Below are 20,419 nucleotides of genomic sequence, written 5' to 3'. Positions count from 1 at the left end.
ATGCTCAATATCGGACTGACCGGCTCCATCGGGATGGGCAAGTCGACCACCGCGGCCATGTTCCGCGAGGCCGGCATCCCGGTCTATGACGCCGACGCGGTGGTGGCCGACCTCTATGTGAAGGGCGGGGCGGCGGTCGAACCCCTGGAGGCGGCCTTTCCCGGTGTCACCAAGGACGGGGCCGTCGACCGCGAGGCCCTGCGCCAGCGGGTGCTGGGGGACGACGCGGCCATGGCCCGGCTGAACGCCATCGTCCACCCCCTGGTGGGCGCCGATCGCGGCGCCTTCTTCCAGCGCGCCCAGGCGGCCGGCGCCGACATGGTGGTGCTGGACATCCCCCTGCTGTTCGAGACTGGCGGCGACCGGAACATGGACGCCGTGGTGGTGGCCTCGGCGCCCGAGGATCAGCAGCGCGCCCGGGTCCTGGCCCGCCCCGGCTGGACCGCCGAGCGCCTGGACGACATCCTGAGGCGCCAGCTGCACGACAGCGAGAAACGCAAGCGGGCCGACTTCGTGGTGGATACCGGCCAGGGCCTCGACCACGCCCGGGCCCAGGTCGCCGAGATCATCGCGGCCCTGCGCGATCCGGCGCGCCGTCCCCAGAGACGCGGAGCGTGACGGCCGAAAGTGGACGCCGGTTTCGGCGCCCGTCACGCTCCCCAGCAAAAACGCCCTGCGACCTGAGGCGCTGTTGAATCGGCCTTCGAAGCGGGTCATCTAGGGCCATGGCCCGCGAGATCGTCCTCGACACCGAGACCACCGGCTTCGAGCCGCACCTCGGCCACCGGCTGGTGGAGATCGCCTGCCTGGAGATCGAGGATTTCCTGCCCACCGGGCGGCACTTCCACGTCTATATCGATCCCGAGCGCGACATGCCGCCGGACGCCGAACGGGTGCACGGCCTGTCGGGCGCCTTCCTGAAGGGCAAGCCCAAGTTCGCCCACCCGGAGGTCAGCCACGCCTTCCTGGAGTTCGTCGGCGACGCGCCGCTGATCGCCCACAACGCCACCTTCGATCGGGCCTTCATCAATCACGAGCTGGGGGTCTGCGGCCTGACCATCCTGGAGGAGCCGCGGTGGATCGACACCCTGGCGCTCGCGCGCAAGCGCTTCCCCGGCATGGCCAATTCCCTGGACGCGCTCTGCAAGCGCTTCAAGATCTCGCTGTCGGAACGGGAAAAGCACGGGGCGCTGATCGACGCCCGCCTGCTGGCGGCGGTCTATCTGGAGCTGAAGGGCGGCCGCGAGCGGAGCCTGGAGCTCACCACCCAGGCCATGGACACCGCCGCCTACGCCGTGGCCAACCCCTCGACCTATGGCGCGCGGCCGCGGCCCCTGGCGGCGCGGTCCACGGAGGCCGAGCGTGAAATCCACGCGGCCTTCATCCGCGAGGTGCTCAAGAACGACGAGCTCTGGACGCGGTTCGGGCTGTAATGGGCCGACCTCCTCGCCCCCTTCAGGGGGAGAGGTTGGGTGAGGCGCGCGCAGCAGGCTGCGCGTCTCGGCCTCGGAATTACAGCTGAGCTTCAGGAAGAGCCCTCACCCTACCCTCTCCCGCAAGCGGGAGAGGAGGGGAAGCGGTCAGGCCTCGTGAGAGGCTCTTACGCGTTGCCGACCTGGCCCGCGCCGTCGGCCTGGGCCTTGCGGGCCGCGTAGACGCCGGCGAAGTCGATCGGGTCGAGCAGGAAGGGCGGGAAGCCGCCGTCCGAGGTCACATCGGCGATCACCCGGCGGGCGAAGGGGAACAGGAAACGCGGGCATTCCACCAGCAGCACCGGCTCCAGCTCCTCGGGGGGAACCCCGGCGATCTCGAAGACGCCGCCATAGAGCAGCTCGACGTGGAAGACCGGGCCGTCGTCGCGGGTCGCGCGGGCTGAGAGTTTCAGGTCCACCTCGAAATAGCCGTCGTCGCGGCCACGGGCGTTCATCTCCACGCCCATGTCGATGCTGGGCTGGGTGGTCCCGGCGCGCAGACTGTCGGGGGCCCGCGGGTTCTCGAAGCTGAGATCGCGGATGAACTGGGCGAGAATCCGGATTCCCGGGTCGGTCAGGCCGATATCGGCGCCGTTTTCCTGGCCGGCCGCGTCAGTGTCGCTCATGTGGCGAAGATTCCGTGCTTTAAGGACTGGTTCACGCCCTGTTTGGGACCGGCGCTGCTATCATGCGACTTTCGCCGATGCAACGTCGCCCCTGACGGGGGCGTTGCAACGTCCTATATTGAAGCCCACCCCTCGTCTCCAACGAAGCGATAGTGTTTTGCCGATCTTAGAGCTGATCATCTTTGCGGGCCTCGCCGTGGTCGTGCTGTTCCAGCTCTATTCGGTGCTGGGCCGCAGGGTCGGGCGCCAGCCCGAGGACACCCCGGCCGACGCCGCGGTCGCCACCGTCAAGCCGGCGCGGCTGGAGGGCGAGGAGCCCCAGGCCGCCGAGGCCGCCGAGGGCGTGGCCCTGTCGGGCCTGGCCGCCGTGCGCGCCCGGGACGGCGGGTTCGACCTGCCGCGCTTCCTCTCCGGGGCCAAGGGCGCCTACGAGATGATCGTCACCGCCTTCGCGGCCGGCGACCGCGACACCCTGCGCAACCTGCTGTCGCCGGCCATCATGGCCAGCTTCGACGCCGAGATCGCCCGGCGTGAGACCGAAGGCCGCACCGAGACCGTGGAATTCGCCCACGCCCCGCGCGCCGACCTGGAGAAGGCCGACGTGGTCGGCGACCTGGCCAAGATCACCGTCCGCTTCCTGGCCGAGTTCCGCAGCCGCACCAAGGGGCCGGAAGGCGAGGGGGTCGACGACCGCCGCACCGCCGAGCTCTGGACCTTCGAACGCAATCTTAAGAGCCGCGACCCCAACTGGACCCTCGTCCGCGTCGACGCCGCCGAGGCGTAGGACACCCGCTCATCCCGGCCCCAGGCCGGTCAGCCCGGAGTCCGTCGTGGCCCGCAACCTGCCCAAGATCCTCCTGGCCTGCGCCGCGGCCCTGACCCTGGCGGCCTGCGCCACGGCCAAGCCCGGCCCCACGCCGGGGCCCATTCCCGGCCCGCCGCCCGGTCCGCCGCCCAGGCTCGAGCAGTTCAGCGACCTGCCGGGCTGGAACGAGGAGGATCACGCCGGCGCCTTCGAATCCTTCCGCGCCACCTGCGGGGCGGCCCGCGACGCCGCCATGGGGGAGATCTGCCGCCGGGCCCGCAGCCAGCCCCTGCTGCCGCGCGCCGAGGCCCGCGCCTTCTTCGAAGCCAATTTCCGCCCCGAGGCCCTGCCCGGCGAGGGAATCCTCACGGCCTACTACGCCCCGGAATATGAGGCCCGCGCCAAGCCCGACGCGGAGTTCTCCGCCCCGGTCCGTCCCAAGCCCGCCGACCTGGTGGCCAGCGGCCAGGGCGGCCGCGACGCCCAGCAGCGGGGCCCGGACGGCCAGCTCGGCCCCTATCCCGACCGCACCGCCATCGAGGCCTCCCCCCCCGGCCAGGCCCTGGCCTGGATGCGGCCCGAGGAGCTGTTCTTCCTGCAGGTCCAGGGTTCGGGGGTGATCACCTATCCCGACGGGACCCGGGCCAAGGTGCTGTTTTCCGCCACCAACGGCCGGCCCTTCGCCGGCATCGCCAACCCCATGCGCGACAAGGGGTTGCTGGCGGCCAACAACACCTCCGGCGAGGCCATCCGCCAGTGGCTGGCCGACCATCGCGGGCCCGAGGCCCAGGCGATCATGCGGCTCAATCCCCGCTACGTCTTCTTCACCCTGGCGCCGGACGACGGCCGCCCGCCGGTGGGCTCGGCGGGCATTCCTCTGCCGGCCGGCCGCGCCGTCGCCGTCGACCCCAGCCGCCACGCCACCGGCGAGCTGTTCTGGATCGACGGGGTGGCCCCCCTGCTCAACGGCGCCTTCCCCACCTACCGGCGCCTGGTCACGGCGCTGGACGTCGGCGGGGCGATCAAGGGCGAGGTGCGCGCCGACCTCTATCTGGGCCAGGGCCAGCGCGCCGGCGCCGAGGCCGGCCGGGTGCGCCATACCCTGCGGATGCACCGCCTGGTCCCCCGGGTGGGTCCCGGATCGTGAAGCGGCCGGTCCGGCCCGACGAGCTGCGCCTCTGGTCCATGGTGGCCGCCACGGTCCACCCCATGCCCGGCCGCGCGGTCTCCAAGGCCGAACGCGACGCGCTCGCCGCCCAGATCGACCACAACGCGCCCGCCGCTCGCATCCCCATCCCGGAAAAGCCCGCGCCGAAGCGTCCCGCCCATCCCTGGCTGGGGCCCGAGGACATCGAGCCGCGCCGCAGGCAGCGCATCGCCAAGGAGCGCGAGGCGATCGGCGGCCGCATCGACCTGCACGGCATGGATCAGATGCAGGCCAAGGCGGCCCTCGAAGGGTTCGTGCTCTCCGCCTGGAACCGCGGCGACCGCGCCGTGCTGGTGATCACCGGCAAGGGGGCCCGCGGCGGCGGGGTGCTGCGGCGCATGACCCCGGAATGGCTGTCGAGCCCGGCCCTGCGCGAGGTGGTGGCCGGCATCTCAGAAGCCCACCGCACCCATGGCGGCGAGGGCGCCCTCTATGTGGCCCTGAAGCGCAAGAGCCGGGGCTAGACCCCCTCGGTCGCCGGCAGCTCTTCCTCGGCGTCCTCCTCCAGGCTCCATTCGGCGGCCATGGTGGTGACGGCGACGTCGGCGGTGACGTTGCCGATGGTCCGCGAGATGTCGGGCAGGGTCTCCACCGCCAGCAGCAGGGGCAGCAGCTCCATCGGCACCCCCATAGCCATGGAGATCGGCCCCAGGGTGGTGAAGAAGGTCACGGCGCTGGCGATGCCGACGGCGGCCAGGCTGACCGTGGCGGCCACCAGCACGCCGACCCCCAGGACCAGGGGGCTGAGCGCCACGCCGTAGATGTGGGCCACATAGATCACCACCGCCATGTTGCCGGCCGGGCTGGTCATGCGGAACAGGGCCACGGCCATGGGCAGGACCATGCCGCGCACCTTGTCGGGAACCCCCAGCCGCTCGGCGGTGTCCAGCATGGCCGGCAGGGAGGCCAGGGACGACTGGGTGGAGATGGCCACGGCCTCCACCGGGATCATGGCGCGCAGGAAGGCCATGAGGGGCACGCGTCCGAACACCACGGCCAGGACCACGGCGATGGCCGCCATGCTCAGGCACATGATGGAGACCACGATCACATAGTGGCCGAGGATCCCCACCGCCCCCAGGCCGGTGCGGGCCCCGGTGACCAGGGCCAGGGCGAAGACCCCGAAGGGGGCGGCCCACAGCACCCAGTGGACCAGGACCATCATGGTGTCCTTCACCGCCGCGAAGAACCCCAGCAGGCTGGCCCGGTGCTCGGCGGCGATGCGGGTGGCGGCCAGGCCGAAGACCAGGGCGAAGACCACCAGGGGCGCCATGGCCCCCTCGGCCGCCACCTGAACCGGATTGGTGGGGATGAAGCTCTTCAGCATGGCCTCGATGGTCGGGGTCGGCGGAATCTCCCCATTGGCGGCGTGGGCCGCGGCGCGCAGGGCCTGGGCCGCCTGCGCCGGGGCGGGCCAGACCGCCAGCAGGGCCGGGGTGGCGAGGGCGGCGTAGGCGGCCGAGGCCACCAGCAGGACGGCGAACAGGCCCAGCGTCCGGGCCGCGTCGCCCCCCGCCCGCACCGTGTCGGCGGCCTGGGAGACCCCGGTCACCAGCAGGGCGAAGACCAGGGGGATGATGGTCATCCTCAGGGCGTCGAGCCAGACGCCTCCCGCCGGCTCGGCCACGGCGATGATCTGCGGGGCCGCGCCCGGGGCGTAGGCCGCGATGGCGGCGCCGGCGGCGAGACCGGCGACGAGGCCGATGAGAACGCGGGTTGTCAGGGTCATGGGCCTAAGGTTTCACCGGGCGCGGGGCCGCGCGCCAGCGAAAAAGCTCGGCCAGGCCGCGAGGTTCCCTAGTCCGGCAGGGCGAAGGCGACGAGCTGGTCGCCACGCCGGGTGTCGCTCTTGGAATGGCCGCCGGCGGCGATCACCACATACTGCCGGCCCTTCCAGACATAGGTCATGGGGGTGGCCTGGCCCCCGGCCGGCAGGCGGCCCTTCCACAGCTCCCGGCCGGAGCGGGCGTCGAAGGCGCGCAGATAGTTGTCCATGGCCGCGCCGATGAAGACCAGGCCGCCGCCGGTGACGATGGGCCCGCCGAAATTGGGCGTGCCGGTCCCCTTCATGAACAGTTGCGAGCCGGGCGCCAGGTCCCGGGTGGTCCCCAGCGGCACGCGCCACAGCACCCTGCCGTCGTGCATGTCGATGGCCGACAGCTCCCCCCAGGGCGGCGGGTTGCAGGGCAGGCCCAGGGGCGAGCGCAGCAGCTCGCGCTTCATGCCGTAGCGGGCGCCGGTATTGGGGCTGATCTCCAGGTCCGGCTGGGCGGCCTTGGCGGCCTTCACCTGCTCGGCCGGGATCAGGGTCACCCTGTGCAGGGCGCTGGAGGTGTTGGCGTAGACCACCTGGCGGCCCGGATCGAAGGCGATCCCGCCCCAGTTCGAGCCGCCGCCGGTGAAGGGATAGATGATCGTGCCCCGGGTGGTGGGCGGGGTGTAGAGCCCCTCATTGCGCGCGCCCTCCAGCAGGCGCCGACAGGCGGCCCGGTCCCAGGGGGTCAGGCCAAAGGCGTCCTTCGGTTCGATCCTGTTGGGCGCCAGGGACTTCGGCGCGACGGGGAAGGGCTGGGTCGGCGACAGGGCCTCCCCGAGGGCCCCGCCCTGCGGCACCGGGCGCTCCACCACCGGGATCACCGGGGCGCCGGTGTCGCGGTTGAGGGTGAAGACCAGGCCCTGCTTGGTGGTCTGGATCACCGCCGGGGCGGTCACGCCGCGATAGGTCACCGTGGCCAGGGTCGGCTGGGCCGGCAGGTCATAGTCCCAGACGTCGTGGTGGGTGGTCTGGAAGGCCCAGGCCACCTGGCCTGTGGCCGCGTGCAGGGCCACCACCGAATTGGCGTGGCCGCCGTTCCCCGGCCTCGCCGCGCCGTAGAAGTCGGGGCTGGCGCTGGAGGTGGGCAGGAAGACCAGGCCGCGGGCCTCGTCCGCCGACATCGGCGCCCAGACATTGGCCGCCCCGGCGCGGATCCCGGGTCGGGCGCTGTCCAGGGGGTCGAAGCTCCACTTGAGCGCCCCGGTGACGGCGTCGAAGCCGCGCACCGCGCCCGAGAGCTCGTCGACCTTCTGGTTGTCGTCGATGGAGGAGCCCACCACCACCACGCCGTCCGCCACCACCGGGGGCGAGGTGATCTGGGCGGCGCCGGGGTCCTCCAGGGCGGGCATGACCGCCACCGCGCCGCCCCGGCCGAAGCCCGGGCAGGCCTTGCCGGTGGCGGCGTCCAGGGCGAACAGCCGCCGGTCGTTGGTGTTCATGAAGATCCGCTCGGCGCAGGGCGCGGCGGGCGGGGCGGCGGGGTTCTTCCAGTAGGCCAGGCCCCGGCAGTTGTAGTCGTTGGGATAGCCGATCCCGAGCTTCAGCCCGGGATCGAAGCGCCACAGGGCCTTGCCGGTCGCCGGATCGAGAGCGCTGGCCTCGTTGAAGGGGGAACACAGATAGAGCCGGCCCGCCGCCAGGATCGGGGTGACCTCGAAGGCCGCGCGTTCCATGGCCGCGCCCTTGCTGGCCAGGTCGCCGGTGGAGAACCGCCAGGCGGGCTTCAGCCGCGCGACGTTCTGGGGCGTGATCTGGGCCGCGGGGGAATAGCGCTGGCCGCCGGCGTCGCCGCCATAGTGGGCCCAACCCGCGTCGGGCGCGGGGGCGGCGCGGGGCGCCGAACAGGCGGCGAGACTGGCCGCGGCGAGCAGGGGAAGCGCGTGTCGGATCATGCGCCAAGGGAAGCGTCAGACCGCCTTGCGGAAAAGGGGCTTGGGACGAGCGGCGGGCCCGCCGGGACGAGCGGTTAGAGCGTGACAGCCTGAAGTGGATACCGGTTCAGGCGCCCGTCACGCTCTAAACTTAAGGGGGCGAGCCTGTTTATCCGTTTCAGACGAGTTCATCTGAAACGGACAGGCTCTACCGCCAGGCCTGGCCGGCGACATAGGCCGCCGGCTGCCGGGTCAGGCCGCGCAGCGACTGGTCGTCGAGCTGGCACGCGGCGACCGGCAGGCCGCCGGCCTGGTCGACGATGCGGCAGGTGACGTTCTGGGCGAAGGCCACGGCCATCACCGATCCGCGGCTGGGCTGCAGGGTGGCGGTGGTCTGCACCGGCTCGGGGGCCAGCTCGATCTCCACCCACTGGTCGGGGGTCGCGCCCAGCGCCACGCAGAGATGGTCGGCGTCGAGGACGTGCAGGACCGGCCCGTGCAGCTCGGCGCCCACGGCGGGCGCGGGGCCCGCGCAGGGGGGCTGGGCCTGGGCCGCGCCGGCCAGGCCGCTCAGCGCCAGGGCGCCGATCAGACCGCAGAGATATCGAGAAGAAAACGCCACCGGGGGCCCGCCAATCAGGATCGCCCTGAAACAATCCACAGGGGCGGGCTTTGTTCCGGCTGGACCCGATCCCCATCTGCGCCGTTATGGATGTCAGTCAGAAGGGCCCCACATGAGCAAGCCGATCACCATCACCATCCCCCACGAGCTGGGCCGCGCCGTGGCGCGCCAGCGGATCGAGGAGGGGTTCGGCAAGATCAGCCAGCAGTTCGGCGAGGCCGCGGCCAAGGCGCTCACCAAGAGCTGGGACGGCGACCGCATGAACTTCGCCGTGGCGGCCATGGGCCAGAACGTCACCGGCCACCTGGAGGTGCTGGACGCCGCGGTCCACATGACCATCAACCTGCCCAACGTGCTCGCCCTCATCGCCGGCAAGATCAAGGGCCGCGTCCAGAAGGAAGGCCAGCTGCTGCTGAAATAGGGGGCTGGGTTCAGGCCAGGGCCGGAACCGCCAGGGCGCGCCGCCGATACAGCCATTCCACGCAGGCCACGATGGTCACCGCCAGCACCACCTCATAGCCCAGGTCGGCGAGCTTGACGGTGGTCTGGGGCGAGGTGGGCAGCAGGACCTCGCCGAACAGCGCCACCCCCAGGTTCTGGGCGGCGTGGGCGCCGATGCCGAACTCCAGGCCGCCGAGCCTCAGGGTCGCCCAGGCGAAGACCATCCCCAGCAGGGCGCGGGCGGCCAGGGCGCCCGGGTCGAACTCCAGGTGGAAGAGGGCGAAGACCAGGCCGTTGATCAGCAGGACCAGCCACAGCCGGCGGGTGAAGGCGGCGACTTGCTGCAGCAGGTAGCCGCGGAACACCACCTCCTCGGCCCAGGCCGCGATCAGGAAGCCCAGGCTGCTGGCCGCCACATAGGCCAGGCGGTCCCGCGCCGGATAGGCCGGGTCCAGGATCGGCGCCTCGCCCCCGGTGGCGGGCGCGAAGGCCGAGATCAGGTTCAGCACCGCGATCGCCACCACCCCGGCGGCCACGCCCCAGGCCAGCAGGCTGAGGCGGAAGCGCGGCGCCGCGGTGATCCAGCTGCGCAGGGGCCGCTTGAAGATCAGCCGGGCGGCCAGCAGCAGGCCGAGCGCCGCGGCGGCCAGGCCGATCCCCACCTCGAGGATATAGACCGAGGAGATCAGCAGCCGCGGCAGGCCCGCCATCTCGCCCCCCAGCACATTGACCGGGACGCCCACGGCATGTCCCCCGGCGAACAGGGCGATGATCACCGCGAAGCTCAGGACCACGACGGCCGCGGGGCCGGCGGCCAGCATGGCGCCGACCCGCCGCGGGTCGCGGTCGCGGGGCGTCGTCAGGGCCAGGAAGGCCGGGACCAGGCGGCCGGTGAGCAGATCCAGGGCGGTCATCAGGCCGCCAGGTTAGCGTGCGCCGGGGAGCTCGACTATGGTGGCGCCATGCGCGCCGCCTCTTTCGCCGTCACCGCCGCCCTTTTGTCGCTGGGCGCCGCCGCCCAGGCCGCCGACCGCGGCGAGATGCAGGCCAGGGACACCTTCCGGGACGCGGCCCTGGCGCCCCTGGAGGACCTGAACCTCAAGCAGAAGGGCATTCCCGACGTCCTCTCCCGCGCCCGCTCCGACCCCTACGACCTGGCGGGCCTGTCGCGTTGCGAGCCCATCGCCGCCGAGATCGGCCGGCTGGACGCCGCCCTGGGCCCCGACCTCGACGAGGCGCCGGCCCCCGACACCCGCACCCGGGCCCAGAAGGTGGGCGGGGCGATCAAGGACGCCGGGATCTCCGAGGTGCGCAGCGAGAGCCGCGGCCTGCTGCCCTTCCGCGGCTGGGTGCGCAAGCTGACCGGCGCCGCGCGCCACGACAAGAAGGTCCAGGCCGCCATCCGCGCCGGCGAGATCCGCCGGGGCTATCTGAAGGGGGTGGGCATGCGCATGAACTGCGCCCCGCCCGCCGCCCCCAGCTGGTTCGTCCCCGAGCGGCCCAAGGGCCCCGTGGAGACGGCCATCGGCTTCTCCTTCGACGGCCTCTGGGCCCGGATCGTCACCTGGTTCTGGAGCTGGTGGCCGTTTTAGGCGCGGAAACACGAACGGCGTGAACGCGAGCGCTGGCGGCGCTAACCTACCGTGTCATCCCGGTTTCCGCGGCACGCGGAAGACCGGGACCCATAGGCGCGGGGCGTGCCGGAGAGATCGGTGTCTCTGGGTCCCGCACTTCCGGCCTTCGGCCTCCATGCGGGATGACACGGGGGGCTGACCCTCAGGTCTCCGACCGGTGCCGCCAGGCCTTCTCTTCCAGGCCCGAGCGGCCCTCGCGGCTTTCCAGCCAGGCGGCGACGTCGTCCAGGCTGACCCCGGCGGCGGCCAGCACCACCAGGAAGTGGTACATCAGGTCGGCGCTCTCGGCGGCCAGGCCGTCCTTGTCCTTCTGGACGGCGGAGATCACCACCTCGACGGCCTCCTCCCCCAGCTTCTTGGCGGCGCGCTCGACGCCCTCCGACAGCAGCTTGGCGGTGTAGGAGCTCTCGGGGCTGGCGCCCTTTCGGGCCTCGATGGTGGCGGCCAGGCGCTCCAGGGTCTCGGAAAAACGGCTCATGCGGCGGTCTCCGTCAGGCGGACAGGAATATGGGCCTCGGCCATGGCGCGCTTGACCTCGCCGATGGAAACTTCCCCGAAGTGGAAGATCGAGGCGGCCAGGACGGCGTCGGCGCCGCCCTTGAGCACCGCCTCGACCATGTGGGCCGCATTGCCGGCGCCGCCCGAGGCGATCACCGGCACGTTCACCGCGCTGGTGACGGCGTGCAGCAGGTCGATGTCGTAGCCGGTCTTGGCGCCGTCGCGGTCCATGGAGGTCAGCAGGATCTCGCCGGCGCCGCGCTTCACGGCCTCGACGGCGTAGTCCACCACGTCCAGTCCCGTCGCGGTGCGGCCGCCATAGGTATAGACCTCCCAGCCGTCGTTGCGGCCGCCGGAGGCGCCGCGCGCCGCGCCGTGCTTGGCGTCGATGGCCACCACCACGGCCTGGGACCCGAAGGCGTCGGCGCAGGCGCTGATCAGGTCGCGGTTCTCCACCGCGGCGGTGTTGACGGAAATCTTGTCGGCCCCGGCCAGCAGCAGGCGCCGCGCGTCGGCCACCTCGCGGATGCCGCCCCCCACCGACAGCGGCATGAAGCAGACGTCGGCGGTGCGGGCGATGACGTCGAGGATGGCGCCGCGCCGCTCGTGGCTGGCGGTGATGTCCAGGAACATCAGCTCGTCGGCGCCGGCGGCGTCATAGGCGCGCGCCTGCTCCACCGGATCGCCGGCGTCGCGCAGGGCCACGAAGTTCACGCCCTTCACCACGCGGCCGTCCTTGACGTCCAGGCAGGGGATGACGCGAACCTTCAGCATCAGGCGGCGACCTTCAGGGCTTCGGCGGGGCTGATGGCGCCGTTGTAGAGGGCCCGGCCCAGGACCGCGCCGGCGATCGGAACCCCCTTGCGGGCCCGCAGCCGGACGATGTCGTCGACGCTGGCCAGGCCGCCGGCGGCGATCACCGGGATGTTGACGGCGTCGGCGATGGCCCCGAAGGCCTCGACATTGAAGCCCATCACCGTGCCGTCGCGGTCGATGTCGGTGATGATCAGGGCGCCGACCCCGGCGTCCTCGAAACGTTTGGAGACGGTGACGGCGTCGAGGTCGGAGCTCTCGGTCCAGCCCTGGGTCGCCACCTTGCCCTTGCGGACGTCGACGCTGACGGCGATCTGCTCGGGCCACTCGCGGGCGGCGGCCTTGACGATCTCGGGATCGGTGACGGCGATGGTGCCCAGGATCACCCGGGAGACCCCGGCCTCGATCCAGCGCTCGATGTCCTTCATCGAGCGGATGCCGCCGCCGAGCTGGACGGGGATGGAGACGTTCTCGAGGATGGCCTCGACGGCCTTCTCATTGATCGCCCGGCCCTGGACGGCGCCGTTGAGGTCCACCACGTGGACCCAGTGGAATCCGCTCTCGACGAACTGCCGGGCCTGGTCGGCGGGGGAGGCGTTGAAGACGGTGGCGGTGGTCAGGTCGCCGTGCAGGACGCGCACGCACTGGCCGTCCTTCAGGTCGATCGCGGGATAGAGGATCAAGGTCGCCACTCCAGGAAGCGCGCCAACAGGGCAAGGCCGGCGCTCTGCGACTTTTCAGGATGAAACTGTACGCCCGCGATGTTGCCGTTGGCGACAGCGGCCGGGAATTGTCCCCCGTGATCCACCCAGGCGGCGACGTCGTTCTCGTCGTCCGGATAGAAGGCGAAGGAATGGGTGAAGTACATGGGCGCCGCGCCGATCTTGGCGATCAGGTCGGGGCCGCTGGCCCCGATCAGGGTGTTCCAGCCCATGTGCGGGATCTTGATGGCCGGGTCGTGGCTCTCGATCCGCCGTACGTCGCCGCCGATCCAGTCCAGGCCGCGGGTCTCGCCGAACTCCAGGCCCCGGGTGGCCAGCAGCTGCATCCCCACGCAGATGCCGAGGAAGGGCGCGCCCTTGCCGCGGACCGCCTCCGTCATGGCCTCGATCAGGCCGGGACGCTCGGAGAGCGCGGTCATGCAGGCCGAGAAGGCCCCGACGCCCGGCAGGACGATGCGGTCGGCGGCGGCCACGATGTCGGGATCGCAGGTGACCACGATCTGGCTCTCGCCGTCGGCGGCCTTCACCAAAGCCTTTTCGGCCGAGCGAAGGTTGCCCGACCCGTAGTCGATCAGGGCGACGCTCTGCATGGAATGGTTTCCTAGAGGACGCCCTTGGTCGACGGAGCGTGACCATGGGTCTTGGGGTCGAGTTCGACGGCGGTGCGCAGGGCGCGCGCCAGGGCCTTGAAGCCGCTCTCGGCGATGTGGTGGCTGTTGTCGCCGTAGAGGGTCTCCAGGTGCACGCAGGCGCCCAGGTTCATGGCGAAGGCGTGGTGGAATTCCTTGAACAGCTCGGTGTCCATCTCGCCGATCTTCGGGGTCTTGAAGGCCACTTTCCAGATCAGGTAGGGCCGGTTGGACAGGTCGATGGCGCAGCGCGTCAGGGTCTCGTCCATGGGGATATAGGCGTGGCCGAACCGGCGGATGCCCTTGAACCCGTCCAGGGCCTTGGCGATCGCCTGGCCCAGCACGATGCCGGTGTCCTCCACCGTGTGGTGGAAGTCGATGTGCAGGTCGCCGACGGTGCGCACCGTCAGGTCGATGCCGCCGTGCCGGGCGAAGGAGTCGAGCATGTGGTCGAAGAAGCCGACCCCGGTCTCGACGTCGGACACGCCCGAGCCGTCCAGATCGACGCTGACGCGGATCTGGGTCTCTTTCGTATTGCGGACGACTTCGGCCGTGCGGGCCATGGGCTTAGAGTCCTTTCGACGCCGCCAGGTCCTGCAGATTGACCAGGGGACGCGGGCCGTAGTGCGAGATCACTTCCGACGCCGCCAGCGAGCCGAGCTGGCCGCAGACATTCAGCGGCCGGCCCTTGGCGAGACCGAACATGAAACCGGCTGCGTATTGGTCGCCCGCGCCGGTCGTGTCCACGACTTTTTCCACCGGATAGGCCGAAACGTCGAAGGTCTGGCCGGCCGCGGCGATGGTGGAGCCGGCCGCGCCGCGGGTGACGGCGGCGATCTTCACCTTGCCGCGCATCTGGGCCATGGCGTCGTTGAAATCGTCGGTCTGGAACATGGCCATCAGCTCCGTGTCGTTGGCGAAGACCAGGTCCACCTGGCTCTCGATGAAGCCCAGCAGGGCCTCGCGGTGACGCTCCACCACGAACCCGTCGGACAGGGTGATGGCGATCATGCGCCCCGAGCCCCGGGCCAGGCCCGCGGCCTTGGCGAAGGCGCGGCGCGCGGCCTCGGCGTCGAACAGGTAGCCCTCGAGATAGACGATCTTGGCGCCCTCGATGACCGCGGGATCGACATCGTCGGCGGCGAACTCGGTCGAGGCGCCCAGATAGGTGCACATGGTGCGCTCGCCGTCGGGGGTGACGTTGATCAGCGAGCGGGCCGTGGCCGGGCCGCCCAGCAGCGGCGGGGTGTCGAAGTGGGCGCCGATGGCGCGCATGTCGTGGGCGAAGACGTCGCCCAACTGGTCCTTGGCCACCTTGCCCAGATAGGCCGCCCGGCCGCCGAAGCTGGCGACGCCGGCGATGGTGTTGCCGGCCGAACCGCCGGAGGCCTCGATGCCCGCGGCCATCTTGCCGTAGAGCTCCACGCCGCGCGCTTCGTCGATCAGCATCATGGCGCCCTTGTCGAGGGCGTTGGCGGAGAGGAAGTCGTCGGTCGCCGGGGCGATCACATCGACGATGGCGTTGCCGATGGCGGCGACGTCGTAGAGTTCGGTCATTGGGCTTTCCGGGGAAACGTTGGCGGGCTGACTACAGGGAAAGACAAGCTTGAGCAACGCGGGCGGGGCTTTAGACGGGATCTGGCATGCGGCTTTTTCACTTCAGCGACGATCCGGGCATCGAATGCTTTGTCCCCAGGCCCGTGCGGGTTCCCTCGGCGCGGCCGCCGGGGCGGGACTGGCTGAACGGCCCGCTGGTCTGGGCGATCGATGAGACGACCCAACCGCTCTACTTCTTCCCCCGCGACTGCCCGCGCATCCTCTTGTGGGAAACCCCCGCCACCACGCCGGACGACCGCGCGCGGTGGTTCGGGGCCAGCGCCGCGCGGATGATCGCCCATGTGGAGTGGGCCTGGTTCGAGCGCCTGACCCGCGAAACCCTTTACCGCTACGAACTGCCCCCGGAGACCTTCGAGGACCTGGCCGACGCCGGCATGTGGGTCTCGCGCCGGGCGGTCACGCCCCTTCGGGTCGAGCCCCTGACCGACCTGCCGGCCCGGATGGCCGCCCACGGGGTGGAGTTGCGAGTGATGGAAAGCCTGGTTCCCCTCAAGGACGTCTGGTCCAGCAGCCTGCATGCCAGCGGCGTCCGGCTGCGACATGCTCAAGGTTGGGCGGCAACCCCCGAAGCCTCCGCACGTTAGGTCCCCAGGGCGGCGCAACCGCCATCAGTTCAAGAGGACCGGCACATGGGCATTCTCAATCAAGCCAAGGGCGCCGAGCGCGCGGCCAGCGACAAGCAGAGCGTGAAGGAGGCCGAGGTGCCCCACGCCCGCAAGGTGGCCCCTCTGAAGGAGGGCGAGAAGCCCGACCAGCTGGCGCACAAGGAACATGAGGCCGAAGACCGCCAGGAAGCCCTGCTGGACGAGGGCCTGGAGGAAAGCTTCCCGGGCAGCGACCCGGTGAGCGTCAAGCGCATCACCTGACCTGAACACCCGCCCGGGACGGTTCTGAAAAGATCGGCTTGGCGCGGGGCGGCGGAGAAGCTTCACTGGGTCGCATGATCCGCAAGCTCTCCGCCGCCCTTTGCGCGTTCGTCCTGATGGGCGCCGCCCCCGCCAGCGACTGGCGGCCCCTCGATCCCGAAGACACCCTGGTGATCGACACCACCCAGGGCCGCGTGATCGTGGCCCTCGCGCCGGCCATGGCCCCGCTCTCGGTGGCCCGGGTGAAGCTGCTGGCCCGCGAAGGCGTCTATGATGGCCTGCAATTCCATCGGGTGATCGACGGCTTCGTCGACCAGACCGGCAATCCCAACAACCGGGACGGCGGAGTCTCCAGCCACCCCGACCTGCCGCCGGAATTCACCTTCAAGCTGAAGATCGCCGACTATCTGGCGGTCAGCGCGCCGTCGGACGCCACCACCGGCTTCCTCGGCGCGGTCCCGATCCAGACCGTGTCGGGCCAGGAGGCCGTGCGCAGCACCGACGGGACGATCCGCGCCTGGGGCGCCTATTGCCCCGGCGTCGCCGGCATGGGCCGGCAGGCGGCTCAGGACACCGGCAACAGCGAGATCTTCTTCATGCGGGCCGCCAGCCGCCGCCTCGACCGCGACTACACGGTCTGGGGCCGGGTGGTCTCGGGCCTGGAGGTGGTGCGGCTGATCAAGGTGGGCGAGCCCCCCGCCGATCCCGACAGGATGCTGAAGGTGCGGGTGGCCGCCGACATCCCCGCCGCCGAGCGGCCCCGGGTCTCGATCCTCAGCGACCGCAGCCCCGCCTTCCGCACCCTGGTGCGTCAGGTGCGCATCGCCAAGGGCGCAGACTTCTCCATCTGCGACGTCGAGCTGCCGGTACGGGTGGAGGGGGCGGCCCCCTAGCCGACGAACAGCTTGCGGGAAGGGCAGAGGTCGGCGATCGGGCACGCCTCGCATTTCGGCCGCCGGGCCAGGCAGGTGTAGCGGCCGTGCAGGATCAGCCAGTGGTGGGCGCGGGTCAGGTAGGGCTCGGGCACGATGGCCATCAGGTCGGCCTCCACCTGGTCGGGCGTCTTGCCCTCCGACAGCTTCAGGCGGTGGGCGACGCGGAACACATGGGTGTCCACGGCGATGGCCGGCTCGATCCGCAGCTCGTTGAGCACCACGCTGGCGGTCTTGCGCCCCACCCCGGGCAGGGCCTGCAGGGCCGCGCGGTCCAGGGGCACCTCGCCGCCATGCTGCTCGATGAGGATGCGGGCCGTGGCGATGACGTTCCTGGCCTTGGTGCGGAACAGGCCGATGGAGGCGATGTAGGGGACCAGCCCCTCTTCCCCGAGCGCCAGCATCTTCTGCGGCGTGTCGGCCACGGCGAACAGCTTGCGGGTGGCCTTGTTCACCGAGACGTCGGTGGCCTGGGCCGACAGCGCCACGGCGGTCACCAGCTCATAGGGGCTGGCGTAGTCCAGCTCGGTGCGGGGATCGTCGCTGAGGCTGATGAAACGGTGAAAAATTTCCGCGATCCGCGCCTGTTCGGCGGGGCTGAGGCGCTTCCGGGTCGGGGCTTTGGGGGTCTTGGCCATGCCCGACCATCGCCCGCTCCGGGCCGCTTCGCCAAGCGTCCCCGCACATGGGGCCTGTTTGGAGGTCCGCAAATCGCCTAGCGTGGCCGGGCTATGGACGATGTCGTTTTCATGGACGCCGAGATCCGGCCCAACCGGAGCCTGTCGCAGCGCGGCTTCATGGTGCTGATCACGGTGGTGACGGTGCTCAACTGCGCCTCGGCGGCGGTGTTCCTGTCCATGGGCGCGGTCTTCGTGCCGATGTTCCTGGGCCTGGACCTGGCCGCCATCGTCGTGGCCTTCCTGGCCAGCTACGCCGCGGCCAAGCAGATCGAGCGGGTGCGGGTCACCGACCGGCAGGTCCAGGTGTTCCAGGAGACGCCGAAGATGAGCAAGCTCCTGTGGGAAAGCCCCACGGCCTTCACCCGCGTGACCCTGCTGACCGAGGACGACCACGCCATCGACCTGCGCCTGGCGCTCTCGGGCAAGGAGGCCCCGGTGGCCCGGGCGCTCAGCCCGTCGGAACGCGCCGAATTCGCCAAGGCCCTGGAGGGCGCGATCTACAACGCGCGCCGCGCGCGGTTCTAGAGAATGAACCGCGACAGGTCCGCGTCCTTGGCCAGGTCGCCGACATGGGCCTTCACATAGGGCGCGTCGATGCGGACGGCCTCGCCCGAGCGGTCCGAGGCGGTGAAGCTGATCTCCTCCAGCACCTTTTCCAGGATGGTCTGCAGCCGGCGCGCGCCGATGTTCTCCACCGAGCCGTTCACCGCCACGGCGGCGTCGGCCAGGGCGTCTATGGCCTCGTCGGTGAAGGTGAGCGTCACGCCCTCGGTGGCCAGCAGGGCCTGGTGCTGGACGATCAGGTTGGCCTCGGGCTCGGTGAGGATGCGGCGCATGTCGTCGCGGGTGAGCGCCTTCAGCTCCACCCGGATCGGCAGCCGGCCCTGAAGTTCCGGCAGCAGGTCCGAGGGCTTGGCCACGTGGAAGGCGCCCGAGGCGATGAACAGCACGTGGTCGGTCTTCACCGGGCCGTGCTTGGTCGACACGGTGGTCCCCTCGATCAGGGGCAGCAGGTCGCGCTGCACCCCTTCGCGAGAGACGTCGGCGCCGCCGGAGCGTTCGCGGCTGGAGGCCACCTTGTCGATCTCGTCGAGGAAGACGATCCCCTGGTTCTCGGCCAGCTCGATGGCCTCCTGGGTCAGGGCCTCCTGGTCCAGCAGCTTGTCGCTTTCCTCCGCGATGAGCGGGGCGTGGGCCGCGGCCACCGTCGTCTTGTGGGTCTTGGTGCGGCCGCCGAAGGCCTTGCCCATCATCTCGGAGAGATTGAGCACGCCCATGTTGGGCTGGCCGGGGATTTCGAACATGCCGCCGCCGCCGGTGTCGGCCAGGGTCAGCTCCACCTCCTTGTCGTCCAGCTCGCCGGTCCGCAGCTTCTTGCGGAAGCTCTCGCGGGCGGCGGTGGAGCCGGGGCCGGTGAGGGCGTCGAGGATGCGCTCCTCGGCGGCGGCCTCGGCCTTGGCGCGGACGGCGGCGCGGCGCTTGTCGCGCACCATGGAGAGCGCGATCTCCACCAGGTCGCGGACGATCTGATCGACGTCGCGGCCGACATAGCCGACCTCGGTGAACTTGGTGGCCTCCACCTTCAGGAAGGGGGCCTGGGCCAGCCGCGCCAGGCGCCGCGCGATCTCGGTCTTGCCCACCCCGGTGGGGCCGATCAGCAGGATGTTCTTCGGCGTCACCTCGTCGCGCAGGGCCTCGGGGACGCGCCGGCGGCGCCAGCGGTTGCGCAGGGCCACGGCCACGGCCTTCTTGGCCTCGGGATGACCGACGATGAAGCGGTCGAGTTCGGAGACGATTTCGCGCGGTGAGAATTCGGTCATTGCGCCGTTAGATAGGTACGATTTGGACGGTTCAAGGCGAAGCGTCCGGCCGGTGTCGGATTCCGCGGGTCGGCTTCGTCCTTTGGCCAGGATCCGCAACCTGGAGAGCTCCCATGCCGGCGCCCGCCAACACCGACGCCTACCTCGCCACCCTGCCCGGACCCCAGCGCGACGCCCTGCAGGCCCTGCGCCGCCAGATCCTCGCCGCCGCCCCGGACGCCGTCGAGTGCATCAGCTACGGCATGCCGGCCGTGCGCCGGCACGGGGTGCTGGTCTGGTTCGCCGCCGCTAAGGGGCATTGTGGCTTCTATCCGAGCGGCCTGGTGGCGGAATTCGCCGACCGGCTGGAGGGCTATCAGACCAGCAAGGGCGCCATCCGCTTCCAGCCGGAGACGCCCCTGCCGCCGGAGCTGGTGGCCGACATCGTCGCCCGGCGGATCGCGCAGGACGACGCCGCCGCCGCGGCCCGCGCGGCCAGGAAGAAGCGCTAGGGCTTGGGCGGCGCGGCCAGGATCTCGTCGAACACCAGGACCCAGCCCCCCTGCCGCAGCTGCCAGACCCGCACATAGTGGCCCTGGCGGTCCTTGCCGTCGCGCACCCAGGCGACGTCGCCATAGGTCCAGGCCAGGTCCCCCGCCGCCGAGGCCTCGCCCCCCAGGGTCGGGCCGAAGGTCATCTGGGCCGGGCGGGTGGCCAGTTCGGCGGCCTGGGCGGCCGGGCCATTGCCGGGCGCGGCGGGCGAGCCCACCACCCGGCCGTCGTCGGCCAGCACCGCGCGATAGGCCCCGGCGGTGTCGGTCCGGGCCGCGGCGTTCAGGGCCGCCTCGGCCCGGCGCACGTCGGCGAAGGCCGATTCGGGATGTTTCCCCTTGGTGGTGGAGACCGGCAGATAGGCCGGCGGCGACCCCTGGGGCGGGGCGCCGGCGGTGCTGGAGGGGGCGCCGCCGTCGAAGACCCATTTCCAGCCGCCGTCGGCCTGCTTCTTCCAGACGGTGAAATAGTATGCGCCCGGCTTGCCGTCATAGGTGGAGGGGCCGGTGGTGAAGCCCAGGTCGCCGGACCGCGCGATCCCCGCCCACAGGGGCCACCAGACCAGGGGCGGACCGCCCTGGTCGGCGGGGCGTTTGGGGAAGGTCTCGTGGACCTTGCGCACGTCCGGGGCGAACAGGATCGCCTCGGGGGCCGAATGCTTGAGGAAGGAATCGCGGATGCCGAGCGCCAGGCCGTCGACGGCGAAGGCCCGCTCGGCCGCCACCACCGGGGCGGGATCCACCGGCGGGGCCTCGGCCAGGGCCGGCCGGGCGGCCAGGGCCAGCAGGGCGAAGAGGGCGGCTTTGGTCATTGGCGG

The 20,419-nt window shown here is 71.1% G+C and carries 26 protein-coding genes; 12 read left to right on the top strand and 14 right to left on the bottom strand.

The genetic code is table 11. The features are described 5' to 3' along the window. Entirely contained in the window at positions 1-618 is a 618-nt protein-coding gene (gene coaE, locus AC1RN5_RS16390; RefSeq protein ID WP_493042213.1) for a dephospho-CoA kinase, read from the top strand. A gap of 107 nt (positions 619-725) precedes the next feature. Continuing rightward, a complete protein-coding gene (gene dnaQ, locus AC1RN5_RS16385; protein WP_493042212.1) occupies positions 726-1,433 on the top strand; it encodes a DNA polymerase III subunit epsilon in 708 nt (235 codons plus the stop codon). Between the two features lie 167 nt (positions 1,434-1,600). Here the strand turns inward: dnaQ and secB are convergent, their stop codons facing one another. Further along, positions 1,601-2,098 carry a protein-export chaperone SecB gene (secB, locus tag AC1RN5_RS16380; protein WP_421933722.1) on the bottom strand — a complete coding sequence of 166 codons (498 nt, stop codon included), beginning with the start codon at positions 2,096-2,098 and terminating at the stop codon, positions 1,601-1,603. A 163-nt stretch (positions 2,099-2,261) separates the two neighbouring features. Here secB and timA point away from each other — a divergent pair, with 163 nt between their 5' ends. Genes timA through AC1RN5_RS16365 form a run of 3 tightly spaced genes read left to right on the top strand, consistent with a single transcriptional unit; the run spans position 2,262 to position 4,574 of the window. Beyond that, the gene (timA, locus tag AC1RN5_RS16375; RefSeq protein WP_493042998.1) at positions 2,262-2,882 is read left to right on the top strand and encodes a TIM44-related membrane protein TimA; all 621 of its coding nucleotides are present in this window, start codon (positions 2,262-2,264) and stop codon (positions 2,880-2,882) included. A gap of 46 nt (positions 2,883-2,928) precedes the next feature. Further along, positions 2,929-4,050, top strand: a complete 1,122-nt coding sequence (locus AC1RN5_RS16370; protein WP_493042211.1) for an MltA domain-containing protein — start codon at positions 2,929-2,931, stop codon at positions 4,048-4,050. After that, on the top strand, positions 4,047-4,574 hold the full coding sequence (locus AC1RN5_RS16365; protein ID WP_493042210.1) for a Smr/MutS family protein: 528 nt from the start codon (positions 4,047-4,049) through the stop codon (positions 4,572-4,574). Before AC1RN5_RS16370 ends, AC1RN5_RS16365 begins: the two co-directional genes overlap by 4 nt. On the opposite strand, the gene AC1RN5_RS16360 is transcribed toward AC1RN5_RS16365, so the two are convergent. The 3 genes from AC1RN5_RS16360 to AC1RN5_RS16350 form a co-directional block, all read right to left on the bottom strand. Continuing rightward, positions 4,571-5,839: a dicarboxylate/amino acid:cation symporter gene (locus tag AC1RN5_RS16360; RefSeq protein WP_493042209.1), complete on the bottom strand. Its 1,269-nt coding sequence runs from the start codon at positions 5,837-5,839 to the stop codon at positions 4,571-4,573. The genes AC1RN5_RS16365 and AC1RN5_RS16360 overlap by 4 nt on opposite strands. A 68-nt stretch (positions 5,840-5,907) precedes the next feature. Then, positions 5,908-7,818 (bottom strand): pyrroloquinoline quinone-dependent dehydrogenase, encoded by a 1,911-nt coding sequence (locus AC1RN5_RS16355; RefSeq protein WP_493042208.1) that lies wholly within the window; start codon positions 7,816-7,818, stop codon positions 5,908-5,910. A 187-nt stretch (positions 7,819-8,005) separates the two neighbouring features. After that, positions 8,006-8,419, bottom strand: a complete 414-nt coding sequence (locus AC1RN5_RS16350) for a hypothetical protein (protein ID WP_493042207.1) — start codon at positions 8,417-8,419, stop codon at positions 8,006-8,008. A gap of 112 nt (positions 8,420-8,531) precedes the next feature. On the opposite strand from AC1RN5_RS16350, the gene AC1RN5_RS16345 reads away from it, so the two are divergent. Continuing rightward, the gene (locus tag AC1RN5_RS16345; protein ID WP_421933716.1) at positions 8,532-8,840 is read left to right on the top strand and encodes a polyhydroxyalkanoic acid system family protein; all 309 of its coding nucleotides are present in this window, start codon (positions 8,532-8,534) and stop codon (positions 8,838-8,840) included. A gap of 10 nt (positions 8,841-8,850) precedes the next feature. Here AC1RN5_RS16345 and AC1RN5_RS16340 read toward each other — a convergent pair whose 3' ends face one another. Continuing rightward, on the bottom strand, positions 8,851-9,774 hold the full coding sequence (locus AC1RN5_RS16340; RefSeq protein ID WP_493042206.1) for a CPBP family intramembrane glutamic endopeptidase: 924 nt from the start codon (positions 9,772-9,774) through the stop codon (positions 8,851-8,853). Between the two features lie 48 nt (positions 9,775-9,822). Between AC1RN5_RS16340 and AC1RN5_RS16335 the strand changes: the two genes are divergently transcribed. Then, positions 9,823-10,452: a hypothetical protein gene (locus AC1RN5_RS16335; protein WP_493042205.1), complete on the top strand. Its 630-nt coding sequence runs from the start codon at positions 9,823-9,825 to the stop codon at positions 10,450-10,452. Between the two features lie 184 nt (positions 10,453-10,636). On the opposite strand, the gene AC1RN5_RS16330 is transcribed toward AC1RN5_RS16335, so the two are convergent. Genes AC1RN5_RS16330 through AC1RN5_RS16305 form a run of 6 tightly spaced genes read right to left on the bottom strand, consistent with a single transcriptional unit; the run spans position 10,637 to position 14,713 of the window. Beyond that, entirely contained in the window at positions 10,637-10,972 is a 336-nt protein-coding gene (locus tag AC1RN5_RS16330; RefSeq protein WP_493042204.1) for a phosphoribosyl-ATP diphosphatase, read from the bottom strand. Further along, a complete protein-coding gene (hisF, locus tag AC1RN5_RS16325) occupies positions 10,969-11,766 on the bottom strand; it encodes an imidazole glycerol phosphate synthase subunit HisF (RefSeq protein WP_493042203.1) in 798 nt (265 codons plus the stop codon). Before hisF ends, AC1RN5_RS16330 begins: the two co-directional genes overlap by 4 nt. Beyond that, on the bottom strand, positions 11,766-12,488 hold the full coding sequence (gene hisA / locus AC1RN5_RS16320) for a 1-(5-phosphoribosyl)-5-[(5-phosphoribosylamino)methylideneamino]imidazole-4-carboxamide isomerase (RefSeq protein ID WP_421933711.1): 723 nt from the start codon (positions 12,486-12,488) through the stop codon (positions 11,766-11,768). The genes hisF and hisA overlap by 1 nt, the downstream gene beginning before the upstream one ends. Then, positions 12,485-13,117 carry an imidazole glycerol phosphate synthase subunit HisH gene (gene hisH / locus AC1RN5_RS16315; protein WP_493042202.1) on the bottom strand — a complete coding sequence of 211 codons (633 nt, stop codon included), beginning with the start codon at positions 13,115-13,117 and terminating at the stop codon, positions 12,485-12,487. Before hisH ends, hisA begins: the two co-directional genes overlap by 4 nt. Before the next feature lie 11 nt (positions 13,118-13,128). Further along, complete coding sequence (hisB, locus tag AC1RN5_RS16310) at positions 13,129-13,719, bottom strand: imidazoleglycerol-phosphate dehydratase HisB (RefSeq protein ID WP_493042201.1); 591 nt, start codon at positions 13,717-13,719, stop codon at positions 13,129-13,131. 4 nt (positions 13,720-13,723) lie between these two features. Next, complete coding sequence (locus AC1RN5_RS16305; protein WP_493042200.1) at positions 13,724-14,713, bottom strand: adenosine kinase; 990 nt, start codon at positions 14,711-14,713, stop codon at positions 13,724-13,726. 86 nt (positions 14,714-14,799) lie between these two features. On the opposite strand from AC1RN5_RS16305, the gene AC1RN5_RS16300 reads away from it, so the two are divergent. From AC1RN5_RS16300 to AC1RN5_RS16290, 3 genes are all read left to right on the top strand, one after another. Then, positions 14,800-15,357 carry a DUF6886 family protein gene (locus tag AC1RN5_RS16300; protein WP_493042199.1) on the top strand — a complete coding sequence of 186 codons (558 nt, stop codon included), beginning with the start codon at positions 14,800-14,802 and terminating at the stop codon, positions 15,355-15,357. Between the two features lie 45 nt (positions 15,358-15,402). Then, positions 15,403-15,639, top strand: coding sequence for a hypothetical protein (locus AC1RN5_RS16295; protein WP_493042198.1), 237 nt, complete (start codon positions 15,403-15,405; stop codon positions 15,637-15,639). A gap of 74 nt (positions 15,640-15,713) precedes the next feature. Then, positions 15,714-16,532, top strand: a complete 819-nt coding sequence (locus tag AC1RN5_RS16290; protein WP_493042197.1) for a peptidylprolyl isomerase — start codon at positions 15,714-15,716, stop codon at positions 16,530-16,532. On the opposite strand, the gene nth is transcribed toward AC1RN5_RS16290, so the two are convergent. After that, positions 16,529-17,209, bottom strand: coding sequence for an endonuclease III (nth, locus tag AC1RN5_RS16285; protein WP_493042196.1), 681 nt, complete (start codon positions 17,207-17,209; stop codon positions 16,529-16,531). The genes AC1RN5_RS16290 and nth overlap by 4 nt on opposite strands. A gap of 111 nt (positions 17,210-17,320) precedes the next feature. Between nth and AC1RN5_RS16280 the strand changes: the two genes are divergently transcribed. After that, positions 17,321-17,776 (top strand): DUF2244 domain-containing protein, encoded by a 456-nt coding sequence (locus AC1RN5_RS16280; protein ID WP_493042195.1) that lies wholly within the window; start codon positions 17,321-17,323, stop codon positions 17,774-17,776. Here the strand turns inward: AC1RN5_RS16280 and hslU are convergent. Further along, on the bottom strand, positions 17,773-19,071 hold the full coding sequence (gene hslU / locus AC1RN5_RS16275) for an ATP-dependent protease ATPase subunit HslU (protein WP_493042194.1): 1,299 nt from the start codon (positions 19,069-19,071) through the stop codon (positions 17,773-17,775). The two genes, AC1RN5_RS16280 and hslU, sit on opposite strands and share 4 nt — an antisense overlap. Positions 19,072-19,184: 113 nt before the next feature. Between hslU and AC1RN5_RS16270 the strand changes: the two genes are divergently transcribed. Next, positions 19,185-19,562 carry an iron chaperone gene (locus tag AC1RN5_RS16270; RefSeq protein ID WP_493042193.1) on the top strand — a complete coding sequence of 126 codons (378 nt, stop codon included), beginning with the start codon at positions 19,185-19,187 and terminating at the stop codon, positions 19,560-19,562. Here AC1RN5_RS16270 and AC1RN5_RS16265 read toward each other — a convergent pair. Further along, complete coding sequence (locus tag AC1RN5_RS16265; RefSeq protein ID WP_493042192.1) at positions 19,559-20,413, bottom strand: DUF4440 domain-containing protein; 855 nt, start codon at positions 20,411-20,413, stop codon at positions 19,559-19,561. The two genes, AC1RN5_RS16270 and AC1RN5_RS16265, sit on opposite strands and share 4 nt — an antisense overlap. Positions 20,414-20,419: the final 6 nt, after the last annotated feature.

It is taken from the genome of Phenylobacterium sp. GW821-FHT12F10, from assembly GCF_058806695.1.
The sequence above is the reverse complement of the archived record's forward strand: the minus strand, read 5'-3'. Positions and strand labels throughout refer to the sequence as shown.